The 17,984-nt window shown below is 38.4% G+C and carries 17 protein-coding genes; all 17 read left to right on the top strand.

The features are described 5' to 3' along the window. Positions 1-41 precede the first annotated feature (41 nt). The 17 genes from VNN39_RS06505 (at position 42) to nox (ending at position 17,838) form a co-directional block, all read left to right on the top strand. The gene (locus VNN39_RS06505; RefSeq protein WP_338997140.1) at positions 42-2,009 is read left to right on the top strand and encodes a DHH family phosphoesterase; all 1,968 of its coding nucleotides are present in this window, start codon (positions 42-44) and stop codon (positions 2,007-2,009) included. Continuing rightward, positions 2,006-2,458 carry a 50S ribosomal protein L9 gene (rplI, locus tag VNN39_RS06510; protein ID WP_014024508.1) on the top strand — a complete coding sequence of 151 codons (453 nt, stop codon included), beginning with the start codon at positions 2,006-2,008 and terminating at the stop codon, positions 2,456-2,458. The genes VNN39_RS06505 and rplI overlap by 4 nt, the downstream gene beginning before the upstream one ends. A gap of 1 nt (position 2,459) precedes the next feature. Further along, complete coding sequence (gene dnaB / locus VNN39_RS06515; RefSeq protein WP_017369269.1) at positions 2,460-3,836, top strand: replicative DNA helicase; 1,377 nt, start codon at positions 2,460-2,462, stop codon at positions 3,834-3,836. A 108-nt stretch (positions 3,837-3,944) separates the two neighbouring features. Then, positions 3,945-4,208 carry a Veg family protein gene (locus VNN39_RS06520; RefSeq protein ID WP_003134126.1) on the top strand — a complete coding sequence of 88 codons (264 nt, stop codon included), beginning with the start codon at positions 3,945-3,947 and terminating at the stop codon, positions 4,206-4,208. Positions 4,209-4,375: 167 nt separating this feature from the next. Next, complete coding sequence (locus VNN39_RS06525) at positions 4,376-5,149, top strand: phosphotransferase family protein (protein WP_017369268.1); 774 nt, start codon at positions 4,376-4,378, stop codon at positions 5,147-5,149. 60 nt (positions 5,150-5,209) lie between these two features. Next, a complete protein-coding gene (gene trmB / locus VNN39_RS06530; RefSeq protein WP_017369267.1) occupies positions 5,210-5,863 on the top strand; it encodes a tRNA (guanosine(46)-N7)-methyltransferase TrmB in 654 nt (217 codons plus the stop codon). A gap of 3 nt (positions 5,864-5,866) precedes the next feature. Continuing rightward, entirely contained in the window at positions 5,867-6,316 is a 450-nt protein-coding gene (nrdR, locus tag VNN39_RS06535) for a transcriptional regulator NrdR (RefSeq protein ID WP_003134132.1), read from the top strand. A 33-nt stretch (positions 6,317-6,349) separates the two neighbouring features. Next, the gene (locus VNN39_RS06540) at positions 6,350-7,513 is read left to right on the top strand and encodes a DnaD domain protein (RefSeq protein ID WP_165713446.1); all 1,164 of its coding nucleotides are present in this window, start codon (positions 6,350-6,352) and stop codon (positions 7,511-7,513) included. A 2-nt stretch (positions 7,514-7,515) separates the two neighbouring features. Further along, positions 7,516-8,400: a primosomal protein DnaI gene (gene dnaI, locus VNN39_RS06545; RefSeq protein WP_096369285.1), complete on the top strand. Its 885-nt coding sequence runs from the start codon at positions 7,516-7,518 to the stop codon at positions 8,398-8,400. Further along, positions 8,393-9,109, top strand: coding sequence for a nitroreductase family protein (locus VNN39_RS06550; protein ID WP_338997144.1), 717 nt, complete (start codon positions 8,393-8,395; stop codon positions 9,107-9,109). Before dnaI ends, VNN39_RS06550 begins: the two co-directional genes overlap by 8 nt. Beyond that, complete coding sequence (locus VNN39_RS06555) at positions 9,106-9,726, top strand: pentapeptide repeat-containing protein (RefSeq protein WP_165713443.1); 621 nt, start codon at positions 9,106-9,108, stop codon at positions 9,724-9,726. Before VNN39_RS06550 ends, VNN39_RS06555 begins: the two co-directional genes overlap by 4 nt. A 208-nt stretch (positions 9,727-9,934) precedes the next feature. Next, a complete protein-coding gene (locus VNN39_RS06560; protein ID WP_165713442.1) occupies positions 9,935-11,872 on the top strand; it encodes a BglG family transcription antiterminator in 1,938 nt (645 codons plus the stop codon). 1 nt (position 11,873) lies between these two features. Beyond that, entirely contained in the window at positions 11,874-12,173 is a 300-nt protein-coding gene (locus VNN39_RS06565; protein WP_003134140.1) for a PTS sugar transporter subunit IIB, read from the top strand. A 51-nt stretch (positions 12,174-12,224) separates the two neighbouring features. Then, positions 12,225-13,592, top strand: a complete 1,368-nt coding sequence (locus tag VNN39_RS06570) for a PTS ascorbate transporter subunit IIC (protein WP_096369288.1) — start codon at positions 12,225-12,227, stop codon at positions 13,590-13,592. Positions 13,593-13,721: 129 nt separating this feature from the next. After that, on the top strand, positions 13,722-15,722 hold the full coding sequence (gene tkt, locus VNN39_RS06575) for a transketolase (RefSeq protein ID WP_165711554.1): 2,001 nt from the start codon (positions 13,722-13,724) through the stop codon (positions 15,720-15,722). A gap of 335 nt (positions 15,723-16,057) precedes the next feature. Next, complete coding sequence (locus VNN39_RS06580; RefSeq protein ID WP_096369290.1) at positions 16,058-16,273, top strand: hypothetical protein; 216 nt, start codon at positions 16,058-16,060, stop codon at positions 16,271-16,273. Between the two features lie 227 nt (positions 16,274-16,500). Beyond that, positions 16,501-17,838: a H2O-forming NADH oxidase gene (nox, locus tag VNN39_RS06585; RefSeq protein ID WP_338997148.1), complete on the top strand. Its 1,338-nt coding sequence runs from the start codon at positions 16,501-16,503 to the stop codon at positions 17,836-17,838. Positions 17,839-17,984 lie beyond the last annotated feature (146 nt).

Raw genomic sequence — 17,984 nt, forward strand, 5'->3', positions numbered from 1 at the left:
AAATTGCCAATGTGTAAACAAAAGCATAAAAGGAGAAGGAAATGAAAAGTGTACAGAGATTTTCACCAATAACAATTGTATTAGTCATGGTTATCGTGCAAGCTCTGGAAAGTTTCTTACTTATCTTTTCGGGTTCACGGATGATGGCTGTGTTCTATCTTTTTTTGATGAACATTCTTATTACGGTCGGTATCTTACTTCAAGCTCGAAATTATCGTTTAAGAAGAGTCGAGTTTATCAGAAAAATAAATGATGAAGCAGAGAACTCACTCAACGCAACTTTAGACAATATGCCTATTGGTGTTATTCGTTATAATAAAGAAACCTACGAGCCGGAATGGTTTAACCCCTTTATTGATTTGATTTATCATGGCGATGACCGTGTTCTTGACAAAGAGGAAGTCAAGGAAATTATTCAAAAGTATCATGAGGAAAGAAATCAATTTTTTACAATTGAGAAGAAAAAATATTTTATCACCTTAGATGATGAAAAAAACCTTCTTTATTTAGCAGATGCGACTTCTGAGGCGAACAGTCGCGAGAGCCTACAGGAAAGTCGTGCTGTTATTGGAAGTATCTCGGTCGATAACTATGATGATGTTACAGATTTGATTGCTGATAGTGAGCGTACCAAGGTTAATAGTTTGATTGCTAGCAACTTAGAGAGCTTTGCAAGTAAATACGGTGTATATTTACGCCGTGTCTCAAGCAGTCGTTACTATTTCTTTTGTGATTACGGTATTTTGAACCGAATGATTGAGGATAAGTTTTCTTTATTGAAGGATTTCCGGAAAAATTCAGCTGAAAGCAAGATTCCACTCACCTTATCCGTGGGGGTATCTTATGGTTGGAATGATTTTCCAAGTATTGGTAAAACCTCCCTCAACAATCTTGAGTTAGCTTTAGTTCGTGGGGGTAACCAAGCAGTCCTTCGGGAGAACACACCGCAAGCAAAAACAATCTATTTTGGTGGTAATTCTGAAAGTCGGACGCAAAAATCAAGAACACGTGCGCGTGCTATCTCGACGGCATTACAGACAATCATCAGTGAAAGTGAAGATGTCTTTATCGTAGGACACCGCTTCCCAGATATGGATGCCTTAGGTGCGGCAATTACGATGAAAAATTTTGTCAACATGTCAGGAAAAGAAGCCTATGTGGTTTATGACCCTGAGCAACTGATGCCAGAGGTAAGCCGAGCTATTAATCTAGTAAACGAAACTGAAGAAGGTTTTGCACATATCATTAAGCTTGAAACAGCCTTTGATATGAAGACGGAAAACTCCCTACTGATTATGGTTGACCACTCAAAGACCACTCAGACACTCAGTCTTGATTTTTATAAGTCATTTAGTAAACTGGTTGTTATTGACCATCATCGTCGAGATGATGATTTCCCTGAGCATGCTTTGCTGTCTTATATTGAATCAAGTGCAAGTTCAGCCAGTGAATTAGCGGTCGAACTTTTACAATTCCATGAATATAACTCGAAAATGACGGTGACAGATGCTAGTATTGCGCTAGCTGGGATTGAGCTGGATACGAAACATTTCACCAAAGCAACAACTTCCCGTACTTTTGAGGTGGCTGCTTATCTCCGCTCACAAGGAGCTGACAATAACCTGATTAAAGGAATTTTAGCTACTGAGTTTGAAAAATATAAAAAGATTAATGAAATTATTCTCAACTCAGAATATGTTGCGCCAGGAGTCGTGGTTGCCTTGGGTAAACCCAACCAAAAATATGACAATGTTGCGACAGCTAAAGCTGCAGACACTCTGCTAGATATGGCAGATGTTCAAGCAGCATTCTCTATTACAAATCATCAAAATGGCTATATCTCCATCTCGGCACGGTCATTCAAAGATTATAATGTCCAAACGATTATGGAAGCCATGGGTGGTGGTGGTCACTTTAATGCCGCCGCAACACAAATATACGAACGAAATATCGATGAAGTCAAAAAAGACCTCATCGCATTAATTAAGGAAAGAGAGAACGAACAATGAAAGTAGTATTTTTAGCAGATGTAAAAGGACAAGGAAAAAAAGGCGAAATCAAAGAAGTACCTACAGGATATGCAAATAACTTTCTCCTTAAGAAAAATTTAGCAAAAGTTGCAACAAGTGCTGCTGTGGCAGAACTTCAAGGGAAAACAAAAGCTAAAGAAAAAGAAGAAGCTGAGGAGCTTGCAGCGGCTAAAGCATTGAAAGAACGTCTTGAACAAGATGATGTTATGGTTGAAATCAAGATGAAGGTTGGAACGACAGGTCACACCTTTGGCGCTGTGGATAAAGCTGATATCGCGAAAGCACTTCAAAGCCAATTGGATGTCAAAGTAGACAAACGTAAAATTCAATTGATTAATAAGATTCAAGCGCTTGGAATTAAAGATGTTCCAATCAAATTGCACCGTGATGTAACTGCTACAGTCAAGGTCAAAGTAAGCGAGAGATAACATGCCTGATATTGATATTATCAAAGCACCGCCACAAGATTTAGCCGCCGAACAAGCCGTTTTGGGGGCTATTTTCCTTGATAGTGACCGCTTGATTGAAGTGAAAGAATTTCTTTCTACGGATGACTTTTACAAAAACGCACACAAGATTATCTTTCGAGCTATGGAACACTTATCGGACAATCGTGAAGCGATTGATGTGTTAACTGTCCGCTCGCTTTTAGAAAATCAAAACGACCTAGAGGCCATTGGGGGGATTGCTTATATTGCTGAGCTTGCCACCGCAACACCAACAGCGGCCAATGCCTCATATTACGCAAAAATTGTTGCTGAGAAATCTTTACTGCGTCAGCTAATCACTAAACTCACTCAAAGCGTAGAGAAAGCATACAGTCAGGAAGATCCAGCCGAGGATGTTCTTGCAGAAGCTGAAAAGTCATTGATTGATGTGCAGCAAGGACGTAATACGTCAAGCTTCCGCCGTATATCAGATGTCTTGTCGATGAATTTGGATGATCTGGAAGAACGTGCTAAACAGAAATCAACAATTACAGGTATCGCGACTGGTTACCCGGCCTTGGATGCTATGACAACAGGGCTCCATGAAGAGGAACTTATTATTCTTGCCGCGCGTCCAGCCGTTGGTAAGACGGCCTTTGCATTAAATATTGCGCAAAATATTGGGACGAAGCAAGATAAAACTGTTGCTATCTTTTCATTGGAAATGGGTGCGGAAAGTCTTGTTAACCGGATGCTCGCAGCGGAAGGAACAATTGAGTCTCATAACTTACGTACTGGACAACTTAATGACGAGGAGTGGAACCAGTATTTTATTGCTATGGGAACACTTTCGAAAGCAAGTATCTACATTGATGATACCCCAGGGATTAAAATTACAGAGATACGTGCACGCTCTCGTAAGTTAGCACAGGAAACAGGTAATCTTGGACTTATTGTTATTGACTATTTGCAGTTAATTTCGGGTACAGGACGAGAAAACCGCCAACAAGAAGTCTCAGAAATTTCACGTCAGTTGAAGATTTTGGCAAAAGAACTAAAAGTTCCTGTCATCGCTTTAAGTCAGCTTTCACGTGGAGTAGAGCAACGTCAAGATAAACGGCCTGTCTTATCAGACATTCGTGAATCTGGGTCAATCGAGCAAGATGCTGATATTGTTGCCTTTCTTTATCGGGATGATTATTATGATCGTGCCGGGGCAGATGATGATGACGATGGCTTTAATGAAGTCCCAGAAGTCGACAATAAAGTAGAAGTTATTATTGAAAAAAACCGTTCAGGAAGTCGGGGAACTGTAGAATTACTCTTCCTGAAAGAATACAATAAATTTGCCAGTATTGATAACAGATATGAAGACTAGCATTTCTAGGGGTATTCGTGTTATAATGGATAAGATTTAAAATTTATAATGGTAAGCTAGGCGGAAAACGCCTGTCTTTGCATTTCTAGAGAAAAATTGGAGAGTAAAATGGATAACCAAAATCAAAGCCAAGAAGTAGGAAAAATCGTAGATATCAGAAAACAAGTTGAAGAACATGTTGGCCAAACCATTGAAATTACATCACAATTTGGACGTAAACGTGAAAATCGTCATAAAGTCAACTTGATTGAGACTTATGCCACACACTTTGTTATTGAAAATATCCCAGCACGTGGTCCAAAAACAACAGAGTCTTATCAATATGCTGACATTTTGACTCAAACAATTTTGATTCACTATCCAAATAAATAATTTGTTCAGTGATGTAATCTATTTGTGAAGCTTTCTATAGCATTTTTTGATGTGTGAAAGACTAGATAAAAGCTTCAGGGGTGACGTTGCCGATAGCGGCACGAACACTCACTAGAAGAAAACTTCCCAAAAGCAAAACCATAAAAAAACCAAAGAAAGGAGTAAATATGACATCTTCAAGCCTATCAATGATGCCTGTCAAAGGCGGTTCAGGAAATGCTTTTGTTGGCGAAAGCGACAATAAACGTGTTTTTATCAAAAAAAATTGTAGCCCTTTTTTGACAAGTGTGTATCTTGAAGGTATTACGCCACAAGTTCTATGGACGAAGCGTACAGCAGAAGGTGACATGTTAGCTGCTCAACCTTGGATTAATGGTCATACGTTGAAACCTTATGAAATGAATGATTCACGTATTGGCGAAATTTTGCGGCATTTACATCAAAGCGAAAAACTTATCGAAGCCTGTAAAAAGTTAGATAACGAAGTCATGCTTCCAGCTGATCTTTTGGAACAAGTACTGAGTAAAAGCTCAATCTTTGAAACCAACGGCTTTCTCTCAAATGTCGTTGTGGAACTCTCAGAAAATCTTCCTGAGTTAAAAGAAGAAGACGTTACAGTTGTTCATGGTGATGTGAATCATAAAAACTGGCTGGTAGATGATGACAGTGACAAAGTTTATCTTGTGGATTGGGATACGGTCCTTTTAAGTAGTCCTTTAGTGGATATAGCACATGTTCTAACCCACTATATAAAACCCGAAAACTGGGAAGAGTGGCTCCATCAAGCAGGTTATAAAACAGCTAAAAATATAGAACATGAATTAATCTGGTATGGAAAGCTTTCTTTCCTACGTCAGATTTCGGAATATATGGCAAGAGAACAAATTAAGGAAACAGAACAAGAAATTGCTCGTTTTCAAAATTTTTGTCGTTTATTTTAAAACTTAGAAAATAAAAATAGGAGGCTTGCCTTCTTATTTTTTCAATAAATAGGAGAAAAAATGCGCGTAAGAAATCGTAAAGGCGCTGCGGAACACTTAGAAAGTAACGCACATGTTGTTGTAGAAAACCCAGCAGACTTTAAAGGACGTTGGGCAGAGCGTTTTGGAAATGATCACCCGATTCATATTGAAGTTGGATGTGGTAAGGGCGGTTTTATCACAGGAATGGCTGCCCAAAACCCAGAGATTAATTATATTGCGATTGATATGCAACTGTCCGTCTTATCTCACGCTTTAGACAAAGCTTTGGAAGCCAATCTACCTAATGTGCAAATGATGTTGGTTGATGGCGCAGCTTTAACAGAATATTTCGAAGATGCTGAAGTTTCGCGTGTTTATTTGAACTTTAGTGATCCTTGGCCAAAAACACGTCATGAAAAACGTCGTTTGACCTACAAATCATTCTTAGAGACTTACGAACAAATCTTACCATCAGAAGGAGAAATCCATTTTAAAACAGATAACCGTGGCCTTTTTGAATATTCATTGGCAAGTATGAGTCAGTATGGTATGATTTTAGAAAAAGTATGGTTAGATTTGCACGCAGATGAAGAGTTTGCCAAAGTCAATGTAATGACAGAGTATGAAGCAAAATTCTCAAGCAAAGGTCAAGTGATTTACCGTTTAGAAGCAAAATTCCCAAAGAGAGGTTAAGCTATGAGATGTCCAAAATGTCAATCTGAATCGTCACGAGTTGTAGATTCACGTCAAGCTGATAATATGATTCGTCGTCGTCGTGAATGTGAAAATTGTGGAAACCGTTTCACGACTTTTGAACGGATTGAAGAAATGCCACTTTTGGTCATTAAACGTGACGAGACACGTGAAGTTTTCAATCGTGATAAAATTATCACAGGAATAGTACGCAGTGCACGTAAACGACCTGTGACGAGTGAATCCATTGAAAAATTAGTTGATCGTGTCGAACAAAGAGTTCGCCGCTTGGAAAAAAATGAAGTACGTACCGAAGTCATTGGTGAATTTGTTATGGAAGAATTAATGGATTTGGATGATATTACCTATGTCCGCTTTGCGAGTGTGTACCGTTCCTTCAAAGATGTGAGTGAAATCGAAGACCTACTTAAAAAGATTACGAAAAAAGACTAACTGTTCTAAAAAAGAGAAATAAAAGGAAAAACTATGAGACCAGGCGATTCATTTTCTATTCTAAATCGAGGAAAAATCAGCTTTGATGCCGATACTTTTTCGCTACTTTACTTGCCTATTATTGGGCGAGACGCTTTTGGCCTCTATCAACTCTTGCGCGTTTTTTCGACGGGCAAGATTTCTCATTTTTTAGAGTATCTTGACTTTGGGCTCAATCCTTTTCTCGAAGCTTTAGATAAACTCTCAGGGATTGGACTTGTGCGAGTATTTGATCAACAACCGGGATATCTTCTAGAAGTAAAAAGTCCTTTAACTTTTGAAGAATTTTTAGCAGATGAATTTTATAAGCAATTGCTGATTTCACGTATCGGGGAAAATAAAGTTAACGCTTTGGCCAAAAAACACGAACCTGATGCTCTAGAAATTACGAAAAAGTTTCATGAAGTTTATGCCGTGAAATTCGAGCCTACGCACACTGCTATTCAAACAGAAAAATTTGATTTGAATTCCTTCAAGAGTATTATGGAAAATCAGCATCTGACTTTTGCAAATGAAAATCAAGATATCTTGACTCTGTATGGTTTGGCTGAAAAATTTGATCTCAACTGGTATGAATTATTTAAAGCAGCTGAGCAAACAGCTAATGCTGACAAAACTTTAAACACAGCCAACCTGACAAGAATGTTAGCTGGAAAATCTGAACCTTTACCTGCCTTGTCAGAGTTTCCTAAGGGATTCCAGGACTTGATTGTCATCAGTAAAGAGGTCAGCCCACGTGATTTTTTAAATAAGCTTAAACAACAAGCTGGTGGTTTTGCTTCACAGGAAGAACTTAAGATATTGAATAATTTAGACAAGCAAAATATTACGGACCAAGTGCAAAATATTTTGATACACTATGTTTTGATTCAACAAGGAAATGCTAGTCTGAATGCTCGCTTTGTTAACACTCTGGCAAATGATTGGATGCGCCATAAAGTTTATAATTCTGAAACAGCAGTAAAAAGAATACTGGAACGTCAACAACAAGCAGAAGAAAAGCAAAAAGCTAACAAAAATTATAAAAACTCAGGCAAATTGGTCAAAAAAGCGCCTGAATGGTCCAATGCCAGCTATGTAAACACGACCAGTGCAGAAGATATTGCCAAGTTCGAGCAATATAAGGCTTCCCGCCGTAAGGACAAGAAGGAGAATTGAGCATGGAATCAATTGGAGAACTTTTGAGTAAGCGCCCAGATGTACGTGGAAATTTTGAAAAGCTCGTCGCTGAAGTCATGAAAAATGAACACGTTCAAGCTTTTATTTCTGAAAATCAAATGACCGAAGATGAGGTGCAGCGTAGTTATTCGAAGTTTTATGAATTTGTTAAAGAACGAAAAAAATTCGAAGAACATGAAAAAATGGCAGCTGATGGCTATGAACCTGTCTTGATTATGAATCATGGCTACGCAGATGTATCTTATCAAACGACAGCTGAACTGGCACGCCGTCAAGAAGCCAGCAATCAATTACGCCGCGTTCAGATTATTGGTTTACCTAAAGAAATGAAGCAAATTGATTTTTATGCGGATGTCTTCACAGACAATCAAAATCAATTTGACTTGTTCCGGAAAGTAGAAAACTTTATTGATAATTTTCCACAAGAAAAAGGACTTTACATCTACGGCGATTTTGGTGTAGGAAAATCTTTTATTATGGCTGCAATGGCAAATGAGCTCTCGAAAAAAGGCGTTTCTACTACTTTATTACACTACCCAACCTTTATCTCTGACCTTGATTTTGACAACGCCAAATATTGGGTTAATGAAATTAAAAAAGTTGAAGTCTTGGTCTTAGATGATATTGGTGCTGAACTCAATAATGCTTGGGTGCGTGACAGCATACTACAGGTTATTTTACAGCATCGTATGCAAGAAAATCTTCCAACATTTTTCACTTCAAATTTGAATATGACAGAACTTGAGCTACATTTGGCAGAGACTAAAAAAGCAGATGAAATCTGGCCAGCAAAACGCGTCATGGAGCGTGTGAAGTATTTAGCGTCTGAAGTTCGTTTAGAAGGAGTAAATCGCCGACATGAATGAAACAATTGATCTGATGATGCAACATAGTTCTGTACGTAATTTTACGGATGAAAAAATCCCAGAACATGTGTTAAAAATAATTATTAATGCGGGGCGGGCAGCACCCAACTGGAAAAACTTTCAATCTTATTCGGTTGTTCTTGTGGAATCCCAAGAACAAAAAGATGCTATTTTTGCCCAACAGCCTCAAAAAGCAATTAAAAATTGTGCTGCTTTTCTGGTTTTTGTTGGAGACCTTAATCGAGCAAAAACAGCAGTCGAAATGAACGGTGGTGAGTTTCAACCAGAAGGTGTTGAATCGCTCCTCATTACTTCAGTTGATGCTGCAGTAGCCGGACAAAATACATTACTTGCTGCACAATCCTTAGGATACGGTGGTGTAATGGTCGGCTTGATTCGTGATCAAGCGCGTGAAATTTCTGAAATATTAAACCTTCCTGATTATACTTACCCAATTTTTGCTGTGGCTCTTGGTAAACCTGCACGTGTAAATCCAGTTAAACCGAGATTACCTTACGAAGCTGTTGTATTTCCTGAGAAGTATATTCCACAAGATGAAGAAGTACTGCGTAATTACGATAAAGTTCAAGATGATTATGCTGGAGCACGTCGTCTAAATTCCACTTGGTCAAGTCGAATAGTTGATCAATGGGGACAATCAGAACAAAAAGCATCTACAGAAAATCTGAAAGAAAAAGGACTTTTATGAAGAAAATTCTTTCACCAAAAATCCCTGCTGAGTTAGAAGCTGTTGATTTTACTGCTCTAGAAGACAACGAAGCCTACCAAGTAGAGTTGAAAAATCAAGAAATCTATTTAGAGGACCGTCAGCTTTTCAGTGGATGTCGTCTACAAAATATCGACTTTGAGTTAGATATAACTGCGGATTTAGAGTTTACGGATTGTATTTTTGAAAAGTGCGATTTTTCTAATCTGGTCTTTTCCAAATTCGGCTTTTACCGATGTATTTTTAAAGATTGTAAATTACTGGGGACTGAATTTACCAATGCTTTTTTGCAGGATGTCCAATTTCAGGATTGTTTGCTTAATTACGTTAATTTTTCAAGTTCTCGATTGAAGAATGTACTGTTTTCAGACAGTATGATGAAAGAGAGCCTTTTTATTGCTAGTCAATTTAAGCAGGTACGATTTGAAGGTAATGACTTGGAACTTACGAATTTTTGGGAAACGTCTTTATCAGGGATTGATTTTTCAAGTAACACTTTTGAACGCCTTGACGTGAGTCCTGAATTGGCTAAAAACATTAAAGTTAATCTAAGTCAAGCAGCTTTCTTTGCGGCTTTACATGGGATTGAGATTGTCTAAGTCTTGGGAGATTCAAGGCTTTTTATTTTAAAATAGTTTATGAGAATTGATCATTTAATTTAAAAATCGCTTTGAACTGAAGCGGTTTTTAAATTAAAAAATTTTTTTAGAAGAGTCCAACCGGCAAAGAAAACGTTTTCTTGTTTTGGACCGAATAGCTTAATTTTGAAGCAAAAATTCGGCTATAATTTAATTGTGAGGAAAAAAGATGCTTAGTTATAACTTAGATATCCTACTGTTTTCAGAAAGACGTTTCTGGAAACTTGATAAAATCCTTGAAGTTACTGGACTCAAAAACCAGGAATTTCAGAGACAACTCTTTGGGTTGAATCAAATTTTGCAAGAGAAATCTCAAAGACCACTAGAATTTACTAATAATGTATTAGCACTTCCAGAAAAATTAGAAAATTTTGAGGAGATTCGCTTTAATATCGAAGAATATGCGCTAACATTGAGTGAAGAGAAGCGAAAATGCTTGATTTATTTACTATGCTTTTCTAAACGTACAGCATTATCGATAAGTGATTTCCAGTCTCTTTTAAATGTGAGTCGAAATACCGTCTTATCTGATATTAAAAAGTTGCGTCGGCAACTGGATAACGGAGACACTAGTTTAGAATACTCCCGTAAATTAGGCTTTTACCTTGAAGGCGAGTCGAAAGAATTACGTAAAATGGCTTGGTGTTTCCTGCAAGAACTCAATGAAGAGAGTGATTACTATGTTTTGTCGAAGTATCTCAATCATAAAAATCCACTCTTTATTTATCAAGTAGGACAGAAAATTAGTCAATTAATTGCTGAATTACGTGTACAGGTCATTCATAGTCGTTATATTCCGATGCTGATTTACCTCGCTTTACTTCAATCACATCTTGGAGAAACAGATATCTTTCAGCAAGATGTACTAGAAGTTGAAGCATTACTGATTGGTATGAGTGATGGTAATTTTGAAAAGTCTGGTTTTGATTTTCTTTATCGTATTGGTTTTGAGATTATGGAAAATGTAATGAAACTTGCGGCAGTTCAATTTGAGGATTTTACAAAAACTTTTGCGGCTCTGCGTGCACATCTGGTTCCTGCCTACTTTCGATTGAAATATCACTTCGAAATAGAGAATGTCCTTTTGGATAAAATAAAAACAGAATATTCCTCTCTGTTTGAATTAATGGACCTTGCTTTAGCACCATTGCGCGAAGCTTGCGGGGAAATCTCCGAAGCAGAACGTGCCTACTTTGTTATTCTCTTTGGTGGAGAAATTTATAAGAAAAAGTATACGCAAAGCTTCCGTGCTATTGTCTTATGTGTAAACGGTATAAGTTCAAGTTTAATCATGCGTAAACGATTGGAAAATATGTTTCCCAGCATGACTTTTATCCTGAGTACAGCCGCTTCTGATTTGGACAAGATTCCTGCTTTTTCTTACGATATTATCTTTTCGACAGTCCCTGTCATAACGGATAAAAAACTCTATGTTATGTCAGCTTTTCCAGACAGTGAAGAAGAGACAAGACTTTACAATCAAATCGCGCAAGATTTTGATTTGCCTGGCTTTTATAAACCAAATGCCAGGTCTATCTTACGTGCGATTGAACCTTACGTTGACATTAAAAGCAATGCGACCAAGAAGCAACTGACGCGGATTATTGACCGCAAACTTAACAATAAAAAGACAGAAAGTGAGGCATTAGGTGTAATGCTTTCAGATTTATTAACTAAAGAAAAGATTCATTTTACAGATAAGAAACTTGACTGGAAAAATGCAATTGAGCTTGCGGCTCAGCCCTTACTGGATCAAGGAGAGATTGACCCCTCTTATATTTCAGCTATTATCAATCGTGTAGATGAGTTTGGACCTTATATTGACTTAGGGATGGGGATTGCTCTTCCACATGCACGTCCCGAAGATGGAGTAAAGAAGCTCGGCATGTCATTTCTCAGGTGTGACCAGCCCGTTTATCTTCAAGATGATCCTAAACATGAAATAAGGATTTTCATTGTTCTTGCAGCGATTGATAACGAAACGCATCTTCGTGCACTATCTACATTAACACAAATATTATCAAATAAAGATGAACTCAATAAAATGCTAACTGTAGAAACAGTAGCAGAACTCGAACAAATTTTTGCAGAAAAAGAAGGAGAATAATATGAAAATCGCATGTGTATGCCAATCAGGATTAGGAACAAGCTTTATGGTACAAATGAACCTCCAAGCACTTTTACAAGAAATGGGCTTAAACGTTAATGACTTTGAGCTTGATCATATGGATGTTGGATCTGCCACACCAGATTCTGCGGATTATTTCTTTGTGGAGTCCACATTAACAACAGCTTTACCTAATATACCCGAAGAAAAGATTGTACCTTTGACTTCTATCATTGATCGTGATGCAGCGCGTGAAGCATTGGTCAAAGTCTTGGATGAAAGAGGGATTGCCCACAACTAAGCAAAAACAGTACTTAAAAAGAATCGAAAATAAACTTAGGAGAACAAAAAAATGAATGGAGTTTTAAACTTTATTGTCTCTGTCGCGACTACGCCTGCCCTTCTTGTCGGATTAATTGCCATGCTTGGGTTGATTTTACAAAAGAAACCAGCAACTGCAGTTATTCAGGGGTCAGTGAAGACCTTTGCTGGGTTCTTGGTCTTGGTTGGAGGAGCTGGTATTTTAGTAGGTGCGCTTGCGCCTTTTGCCGATATGTTCCAACATGCTTTTCATGTGAAAGGTATTGTTCCAACTAATGAAGGCGTTGTTGCCCTAGCTCTCGTTGAGTATGGGACACCGACTGCTTTGATTATGCTTGTTGGGATGATTGTTAATATCTTGCTTGCTCGCTTTACACGCTTTAAGTACATCTTCTTGACAGGTCAAGCCATGCTCTATGTTTCTTGTATGGCAGCGGTAATTCTTGTTTCTGCCGGAATGGGCGAAACTTGGATAACAATCCTTCTTGGGGGTATCTTTGAAGGAACGCTTTTAACAGTGACACCCGCTATTTGTCAGCCCTTTATGCGTAAAATCACTGGGACTGACAATGTCGCGATGGGACATACAGGTAACATTGGTTATGCTCTTGCAGGTTGGTTAGGTAAAACCTTTGGTGATCCTGATCCTGAAAAATCAACAGAAAAGCTAAATATTCCTAAATCATTGGGCTTCTTACGAGATTCAACAGTATCTATTTCCCTATTGATGGCTGCAGTCTACATTCTTTTAGCAATAGCTGCAGGTCCATCTTATGTCGAAACTGAGCTTTCTAATGGTACAAACTTTGTAATTTTCTCTCTTGTTCAAGCAGGAACATTTGCAGCAGGTTTTGTCGTTGTTCTTCAAGGTGTGCGTATGATTTTAGCTGAAATCGTGCCGGCCTTCCAAGGGATTGCTCAAAAACTGGTTCCCAACTCAAAACCAGCTTTGGATGTTCCGATTGTTTTTCCGTATGCACCAAATGCAGTACTGATTGGCTTCTTTGTTTCTTTTATCACAGGATGTCTATCAATGGTTGCCATGCTTCTCATGGGAACAACAGTTATCATTCCAGGTGTTGTCGGACATTTCTTCTGCGGTGCTGCAGCAGCAATATTCGGTAATGCTAATGGCGGACGACGTGGAGCGGTGATTGGAGCAATTGCAAATGGTCTCCTCCTATCTTGGTTGCCACTTTTCATTATCCCATCTTTAGGAGCTTTTGGGGCAGATGCCTCAGCGACATTCGCGGATACAGATTATCTGATTCCAGGTATCATTGTTGGGCGAGTTGGTGAAATGGGATCTGGTGCAATCGCCGCTTTAATCCTAGGATTCCTCGCTATTGTCCTGATTCTCAGTGCAGTCTTAAATGCTAGAGATAAAGCCAAAGCTTAATTGAATGTCAATGTTTACAAAAATCAGTTTTCGCTCAGGAAATCTGATTTTTTAGTAAGATGAAAATAAAAAACGTTTTCAATTATGTTATAATAAACTGTATTATCAAAAGATTAAATGGAGAAAAATATGTTTGACAACACTGATCAGTTAGCTGTAAATTCAATCCGTACTTTGTCAATGGATGCTATTCAAAAAGCAAATTCTGGACATCCAGGATTACCAATGGGCGCAGCACCAATGGCTTATGTTCTTTGGAGCAAGTTTTTGAATGTGAATCCACAAACAGGACGCAAATGGTCTAACCGTGACCGTTTTGTCCTCTCTGCAGGACACGGTTCAGCAATGCTTTACAGCTTATTACACTTGGCAGGCTACAAAGTATCAATGGATGACTTGAAAAACTTCCGCCAATGGGGATCAAAAACTCCAGGACATCCAGAAGTAGACTGGACAGATGGTGTAGAAGCGACGACAGGTCCTTTAGGACAAGGTATTGCTAATGCTGTTGGTATGGCGATGGCTGAAGCTCATTTAGCAGCTACTTACAACAAGCCAGATTTTGATATTGTGGATCACTACACTTATGCTTTAAATGGTGATGGCGACCTTATGGAAGGTGTTTCGCAAGAAGCAGCTTCACTTGCTGGGAAACTAAAACTTGGAAAACTTGTACTTTTCTATGATTCAAATAATATCTCGCTTGATGGTGACTTGGATAAATCATTTATTGATGATATTAAAATGCGTTTCGAAAGCTACGGTTGGCAACATATCTTGGTTAAAGATGGCAATGATTTGACTGAAATTGCAGCAGCAGTAGAGCAAGCAAAAGCTGAAACAGAAAAACCTACAATTATTGAGGTGAAGACTGTTATTGGATTCGGTGCTGAAAAACAAGGCACTTCAGCAGTACACGGTGCTCCTCTTGGTGCAGAAGGCATAGAATTTGCGAAGAAAGCTTACGGCTGGGATTATCCAGAATTCACTGTTCCTGAAGAAGTGACTGACCGTTTCCGTCAAACTCTGAACACACGTGGCGAGGCTATGGAACAAGTATGGAATGATACCTTCGCAGCTTATGCTGAAAAATACCCTGAACTTGCAGAACAATATGTAAAAGCATTTGAAAATGAAACACCTGAACTTGATTTAAGCAAACATGAACTCGGATCAAGCAAAGCCTCACGTGTAACTTCACAAGAAGCCATCCAAGAACTTTCAGCACAAATGCCAAACCTTTGGGGTGGATCAGCTGACTTATCTGCATCAAACAATACAATGGCTAAAAATGATACAGATTTCATGCCAGATAACTATGCTGGTCGTAACATCTGGTTTGGTGTTCGTGAATTTGCGATGGGTGCAATTATGAACGGTATTGCCCTTCATGGTGGTACACGTGTATATGGTGGTACATTCTTCGTCTTTAGCAATTACATGCTTCCAGCTGTACGTATGGCTGCACTTCAAGAATTGCCTGTTACCTATGTGTGGACACACGATTCAATCGCAGTCGGTGAAGATGGTCCAACACACGAGCCTGTGGAACAATTAGCTTCAGTACGTTCTATGCCAAACTTAGACACTATCCGCCCTGCAGATGGTAACGAAGTTATTGCCGCATGGCGCCGTGCAGCTTCAAGCAAAAATCGTCCAACAGCGCTTGTTTTGACACGTCAAAACCTGCCAGTTCTTGAAGGAACAGCACAATTAGCTGAAGAAGGTCTCAATCGTGGTGCTTACATTCTCTCGAAAGAAGAAGGTGAACTTGAAGGAATTATTATCGCGACAGGTTCAGAAGTAGCGCTTGCACTTGAAGCTAAAAAAGAATTAGGAAAAGGCGTACGTGTTGTATCTATGCCTTCAATGAATATCTTTGACGAACAATCTGCAGAATACAAAGAAGAAGTTCTTCCGAAAAATGTTTGCTGCCGTTTAGCTGTCGAAGCAGGAACAAGCTTCGGCTGGGCCAAATATATTGGTTTAGCAGGCGCTACTGTAACCGTAGATAAATGGGGTGCTTCAGCACCTGCAAATGTAGTTTTACCAGAATATGGCTTTACAGTAGAAAATGTTGTTAAAACATATAAAGAAATGAAAGACAACTGTCCTAAAGATTGTTGCTAATTGAGAATCATGCGGTGAAAAAGCTTTTACTGCACTGAGACTTGCAGATTATGATATAATAAGTTCATGCGATGAGTCGATCTTCTACTTTAGTAGATTATTGAAGCACAGGAGTTCTGGAACATTAGGTTGTTCGTGCAGGAAGCATGAGAACTTGTCAGCGTGTGTGAACCGCTCTGACACAACGAAAGTTGCCTGAAAAGATCTCTCTTTTGAGAGGTCTTTTTTTGTTAAATAAAGATAGAAATGACCTGTTGTTTCCTTTAGAATTAATGATATAATAGGGGTGTGTAAATCTATCTATTATATTTTAGGAGAGACTATTGAGCGTAATGATGTACAGCCTTTTTGATGTAGAGGGTAATGCAGAAGCGATAATATCTTATACAGAAAACGCGATGAAAAAAGAAGGAAAAACTTCAGAAGAAATAGAATTGTATAAAGCTGAAGTTGAAAACAGTGATTATCCTGTTCTTGTCAGTGTATCGGTAAGTATGCTGGATGAACTGAACGGAATGCACACCCGTCAAGAAGTTAAACATATGGGGTAAGAAAAAGTGGAGTATTGCAAAAATACTCGCTTTTTTTATAGAAAATTAAAAATGATCTGAAAGTATAAAATACACTAGAATAAAGGTTCCTAAGGTATTCAATTTGTGAAGTTTGTGAATTCACAAACTTCACAAGCGCTTACAAAAGAAATGCGAAAGAAGTGTGCTAAACTTATATTGTAAAAATATTTACAAGCTTTTAAAATAAAAAAAGGAGATTTTCCAACATGAAAATCGTTATTATAGGCACAAATCACGCAGGTATTGCTGCGGCAAATACATTATTAGACAACTATCCTGGTTATGAGATTACTATGATAGACCGTAACAGTAACATGAGTTACTTGGGCTGTGGTACAGCTTTATGGGTGGGCCGCCAAATTGATCAACCGAATGAACTTTTCTATGCACGACCAGATGATTTTGAAGCAAAAGGTGCTCAGGTGTTGACTGAAACTGAAGTATCGACTATTGATTTCGAGCATAAAAAAGTGTATGCTACAACAAAATCCGGAGAAGAGCACGTAGAAGATTATGACAAACTTATCCTTGCCATGGGCTCAAGACCAATTATTCCCAAAATTACAGGGAATGAATTAGAAGGGATTCATTTTCTTAAGCTCTTCCAAGAAGGACAAGCAGTGGATGAGGAATTTGCTAAAGAAGAAGTGAAACGTATTGCAGTTATTGGAGCGGGCTACATTGGTACAGAAATAGCTGAAGCAGCAAAACGTCGTGGAAAAGAAGTTTTATTGTTTGATGCGGAAAGCACATCTTTAGCTTCATATTATGACGAAGACTTTGCGAAAGGAATGGATGAAAACCTTTCAAAGCATGGAGTAGAGCTTCATTTTGGTGAAACTGCAGAAGCTTTTAAAGGAACAAATGGCCGTGTTTCTCAAATCGTGACCAATAAGGATACTTACGATGTGGATATGGTAATCAACTGTATTGGTTTTACTGCCAATAGTGCTCTTGTAGAAGATAAACTTGATACACTTCGAAATGGAGCAGTGAAGGTAGATAAACATCAACAGACAAGTAATCCCGATGTCTATGCAGTCGGAGATGTAGCTACGATTTATTCAAATGCTCTACAAGATTTTACATATATTGCTCTTGCTTCTAATGCGGTACGCTCAGGAATTGTCGCTGGACACAACATTGGCGGAACAGCCCTAGAATCAGCTGGTGTTCAAGGGTCAAATGGTATCTCAATCTTCGGCTATAATATGACATCTACAGGTTTCTCTGTTAAGGCCGCTCAAAAATTTGGTTTAGATGTTGCTTACACTGATTTTGAAGATAAGCAAAAAGCTTGGTTCCTGCATGAAAATAATGATACCGTGAAAATTCGTATTGTTTATGAAAAATCAAGCAGACGCATCGTAGGTGCGCAAATGGCGAGCTATGGGGAGATTATCGCGGGAAATATCAATATGTTCAGCTTGGTTATCCAAGATCAAAAAACAATTGATGAACTTGCGCTTCTCGATTTGTTCTTCTTGCCCCACTTTAATAGTCCTTATAACTATATGACTGTTGCTGCTTTGAAGGCTGAATAACATCAAAATGTAACGTTGATATCTAAGAACATAAGACACAAAAAATCACTAAAATATACTTTAGTGATTTTTTGTTAAATTAAGTTACATTTGTGCAATATTGTCTAATGTTATATAATAGAAAAAATTGACGAGAGAAATGGAGG

It is taken from the genome of Lactococcus formosensis (assembly GCF_037892375.1).
Lineage (GTDB): Bacteria > Bacillota > Bacilli > Lactobacillales > Streptococcaceae > Lactococcus > Lactococcus formosensis.

What these genes read in the sequence shown, in the direction of transcription:
- VNN39_RS06565 (WP_003134140.1), top strand. Translation starts at nt 11,874, where the DNA reads ATGAAAATCGCATGTGTATGCCAATCAGGATTAGGAACAAGCTTTATG.
- trmB (WP_017369267.1), top strand. Translation starts at nt 5,210, where the DNA reads ATGCGCGTAAGAAATCGTAAAGGCGCTGCGGAACACTTAGAAAGTAAC.
- tkt (WP_165711554.1), top strand. Translation starts at nt 13,722, where the DNA reads ATGTTTGACAACACTGATCAGTTAGCTGTAAATTCAATCCGTACTTTG.
- nrdR (WP_003134132.1), top strand. Translation starts at nt 5,867, where the DNA reads ATGAGATGTCCAAAATGTCAATCTGAATCGTCACGAGTTGTAGATTCA.
- VNN39_RS06555 (WP_165713443.1), top strand. Translation starts at nt 9,106, where the DNA reads ATGAAGAAAATTCTTTCACCAAAAATCCCTGCTGAGTTAGAAGCTGTT.
- VNN39_RS06540 (WP_165713446.1), top strand. Translation starts at nt 6,350, where the DNA reads ATGAGACCAGGCGATTCATTTTCTATTCTAAATCGAGGAAAAATCAGC.
- VNN39_RS06570 (WP_096369288.1), top strand. Translation starts at nt 12,225, where the DNA reads ATGAATGGAGTTTTAAACTTTATTGTCTCTGTCGCGACTACGCCTGCC.
- rplI (WP_014024508.1), top strand. Translation starts at nt 2,006, where the DNA reads ATGAAAGTAGTATTTTTAGCAGATGTAAAAGGACAAGGAAAAAAAGGC.
- VNN39_RS06560 (WP_165713442.1), top strand. Translation starts at nt 9,935, where the DNA reads ATGCTTAGTTATAACTTAGATATCCTACTGTTTTCAGAAAGACGTTTC.
- dnaI (WP_096369285.1), top strand. Translation starts at nt 7,516, where the DNA reads ATGGAATCAATTGGAGAACTTTTGAGTAAGCGCCCAGATGTACGTGGA.
- dnaB (WP_017369269.1), top strand. Translation starts at nt 2,460, where the DNA reads ATGCCTGATATTGATATTATCAAAGCACCGCCACAAGATTTAGCCGCC.
- VNN39_RS06550 (WP_338997144.1), top strand. Translation starts at nt 8,393, where the DNA reads ATGAATGAAACAATTGATCTGATGATGCAACATAGTTCTGTACGTAAT.
- VNN39_RS06525 (WP_017369268.1), top strand. Translation starts at nt 4,376, where the DNA reads ATGACATCTTCAAGCCTATCAATGATGCCTGTCAAAGGCGGTTCAGGA.
- VNN39_RS06505 (WP_338997140.1), top strand. Translation starts at nt 42, where the DNA reads ATGAAAAGTGTACAGAGATTTTCACCAATAACAATTGTATTAGTCATG.
- nox (WP_338997148.1), top strand. Translation starts at nt 16,501, where the DNA reads ATGAAAATCGTTATTATAGGCACAAATCACGCAGGTATTGCTGCGGCA.
- VNN39_RS06580 (WP_096369290.1), top strand. Translation starts at nt 16,058, where the DNA reads ATGTACAGCCTTTTTGATGTAGAGGGTAATGCAGAAGCGATAATATCT.
- VNN39_RS06520 (WP_003134126.1), top strand. Translation starts at nt 3,945, where the DNA reads ATGGATAACCAAAATCAAAGCCAAGAAGTAGGAAAAATCGTAGATATC.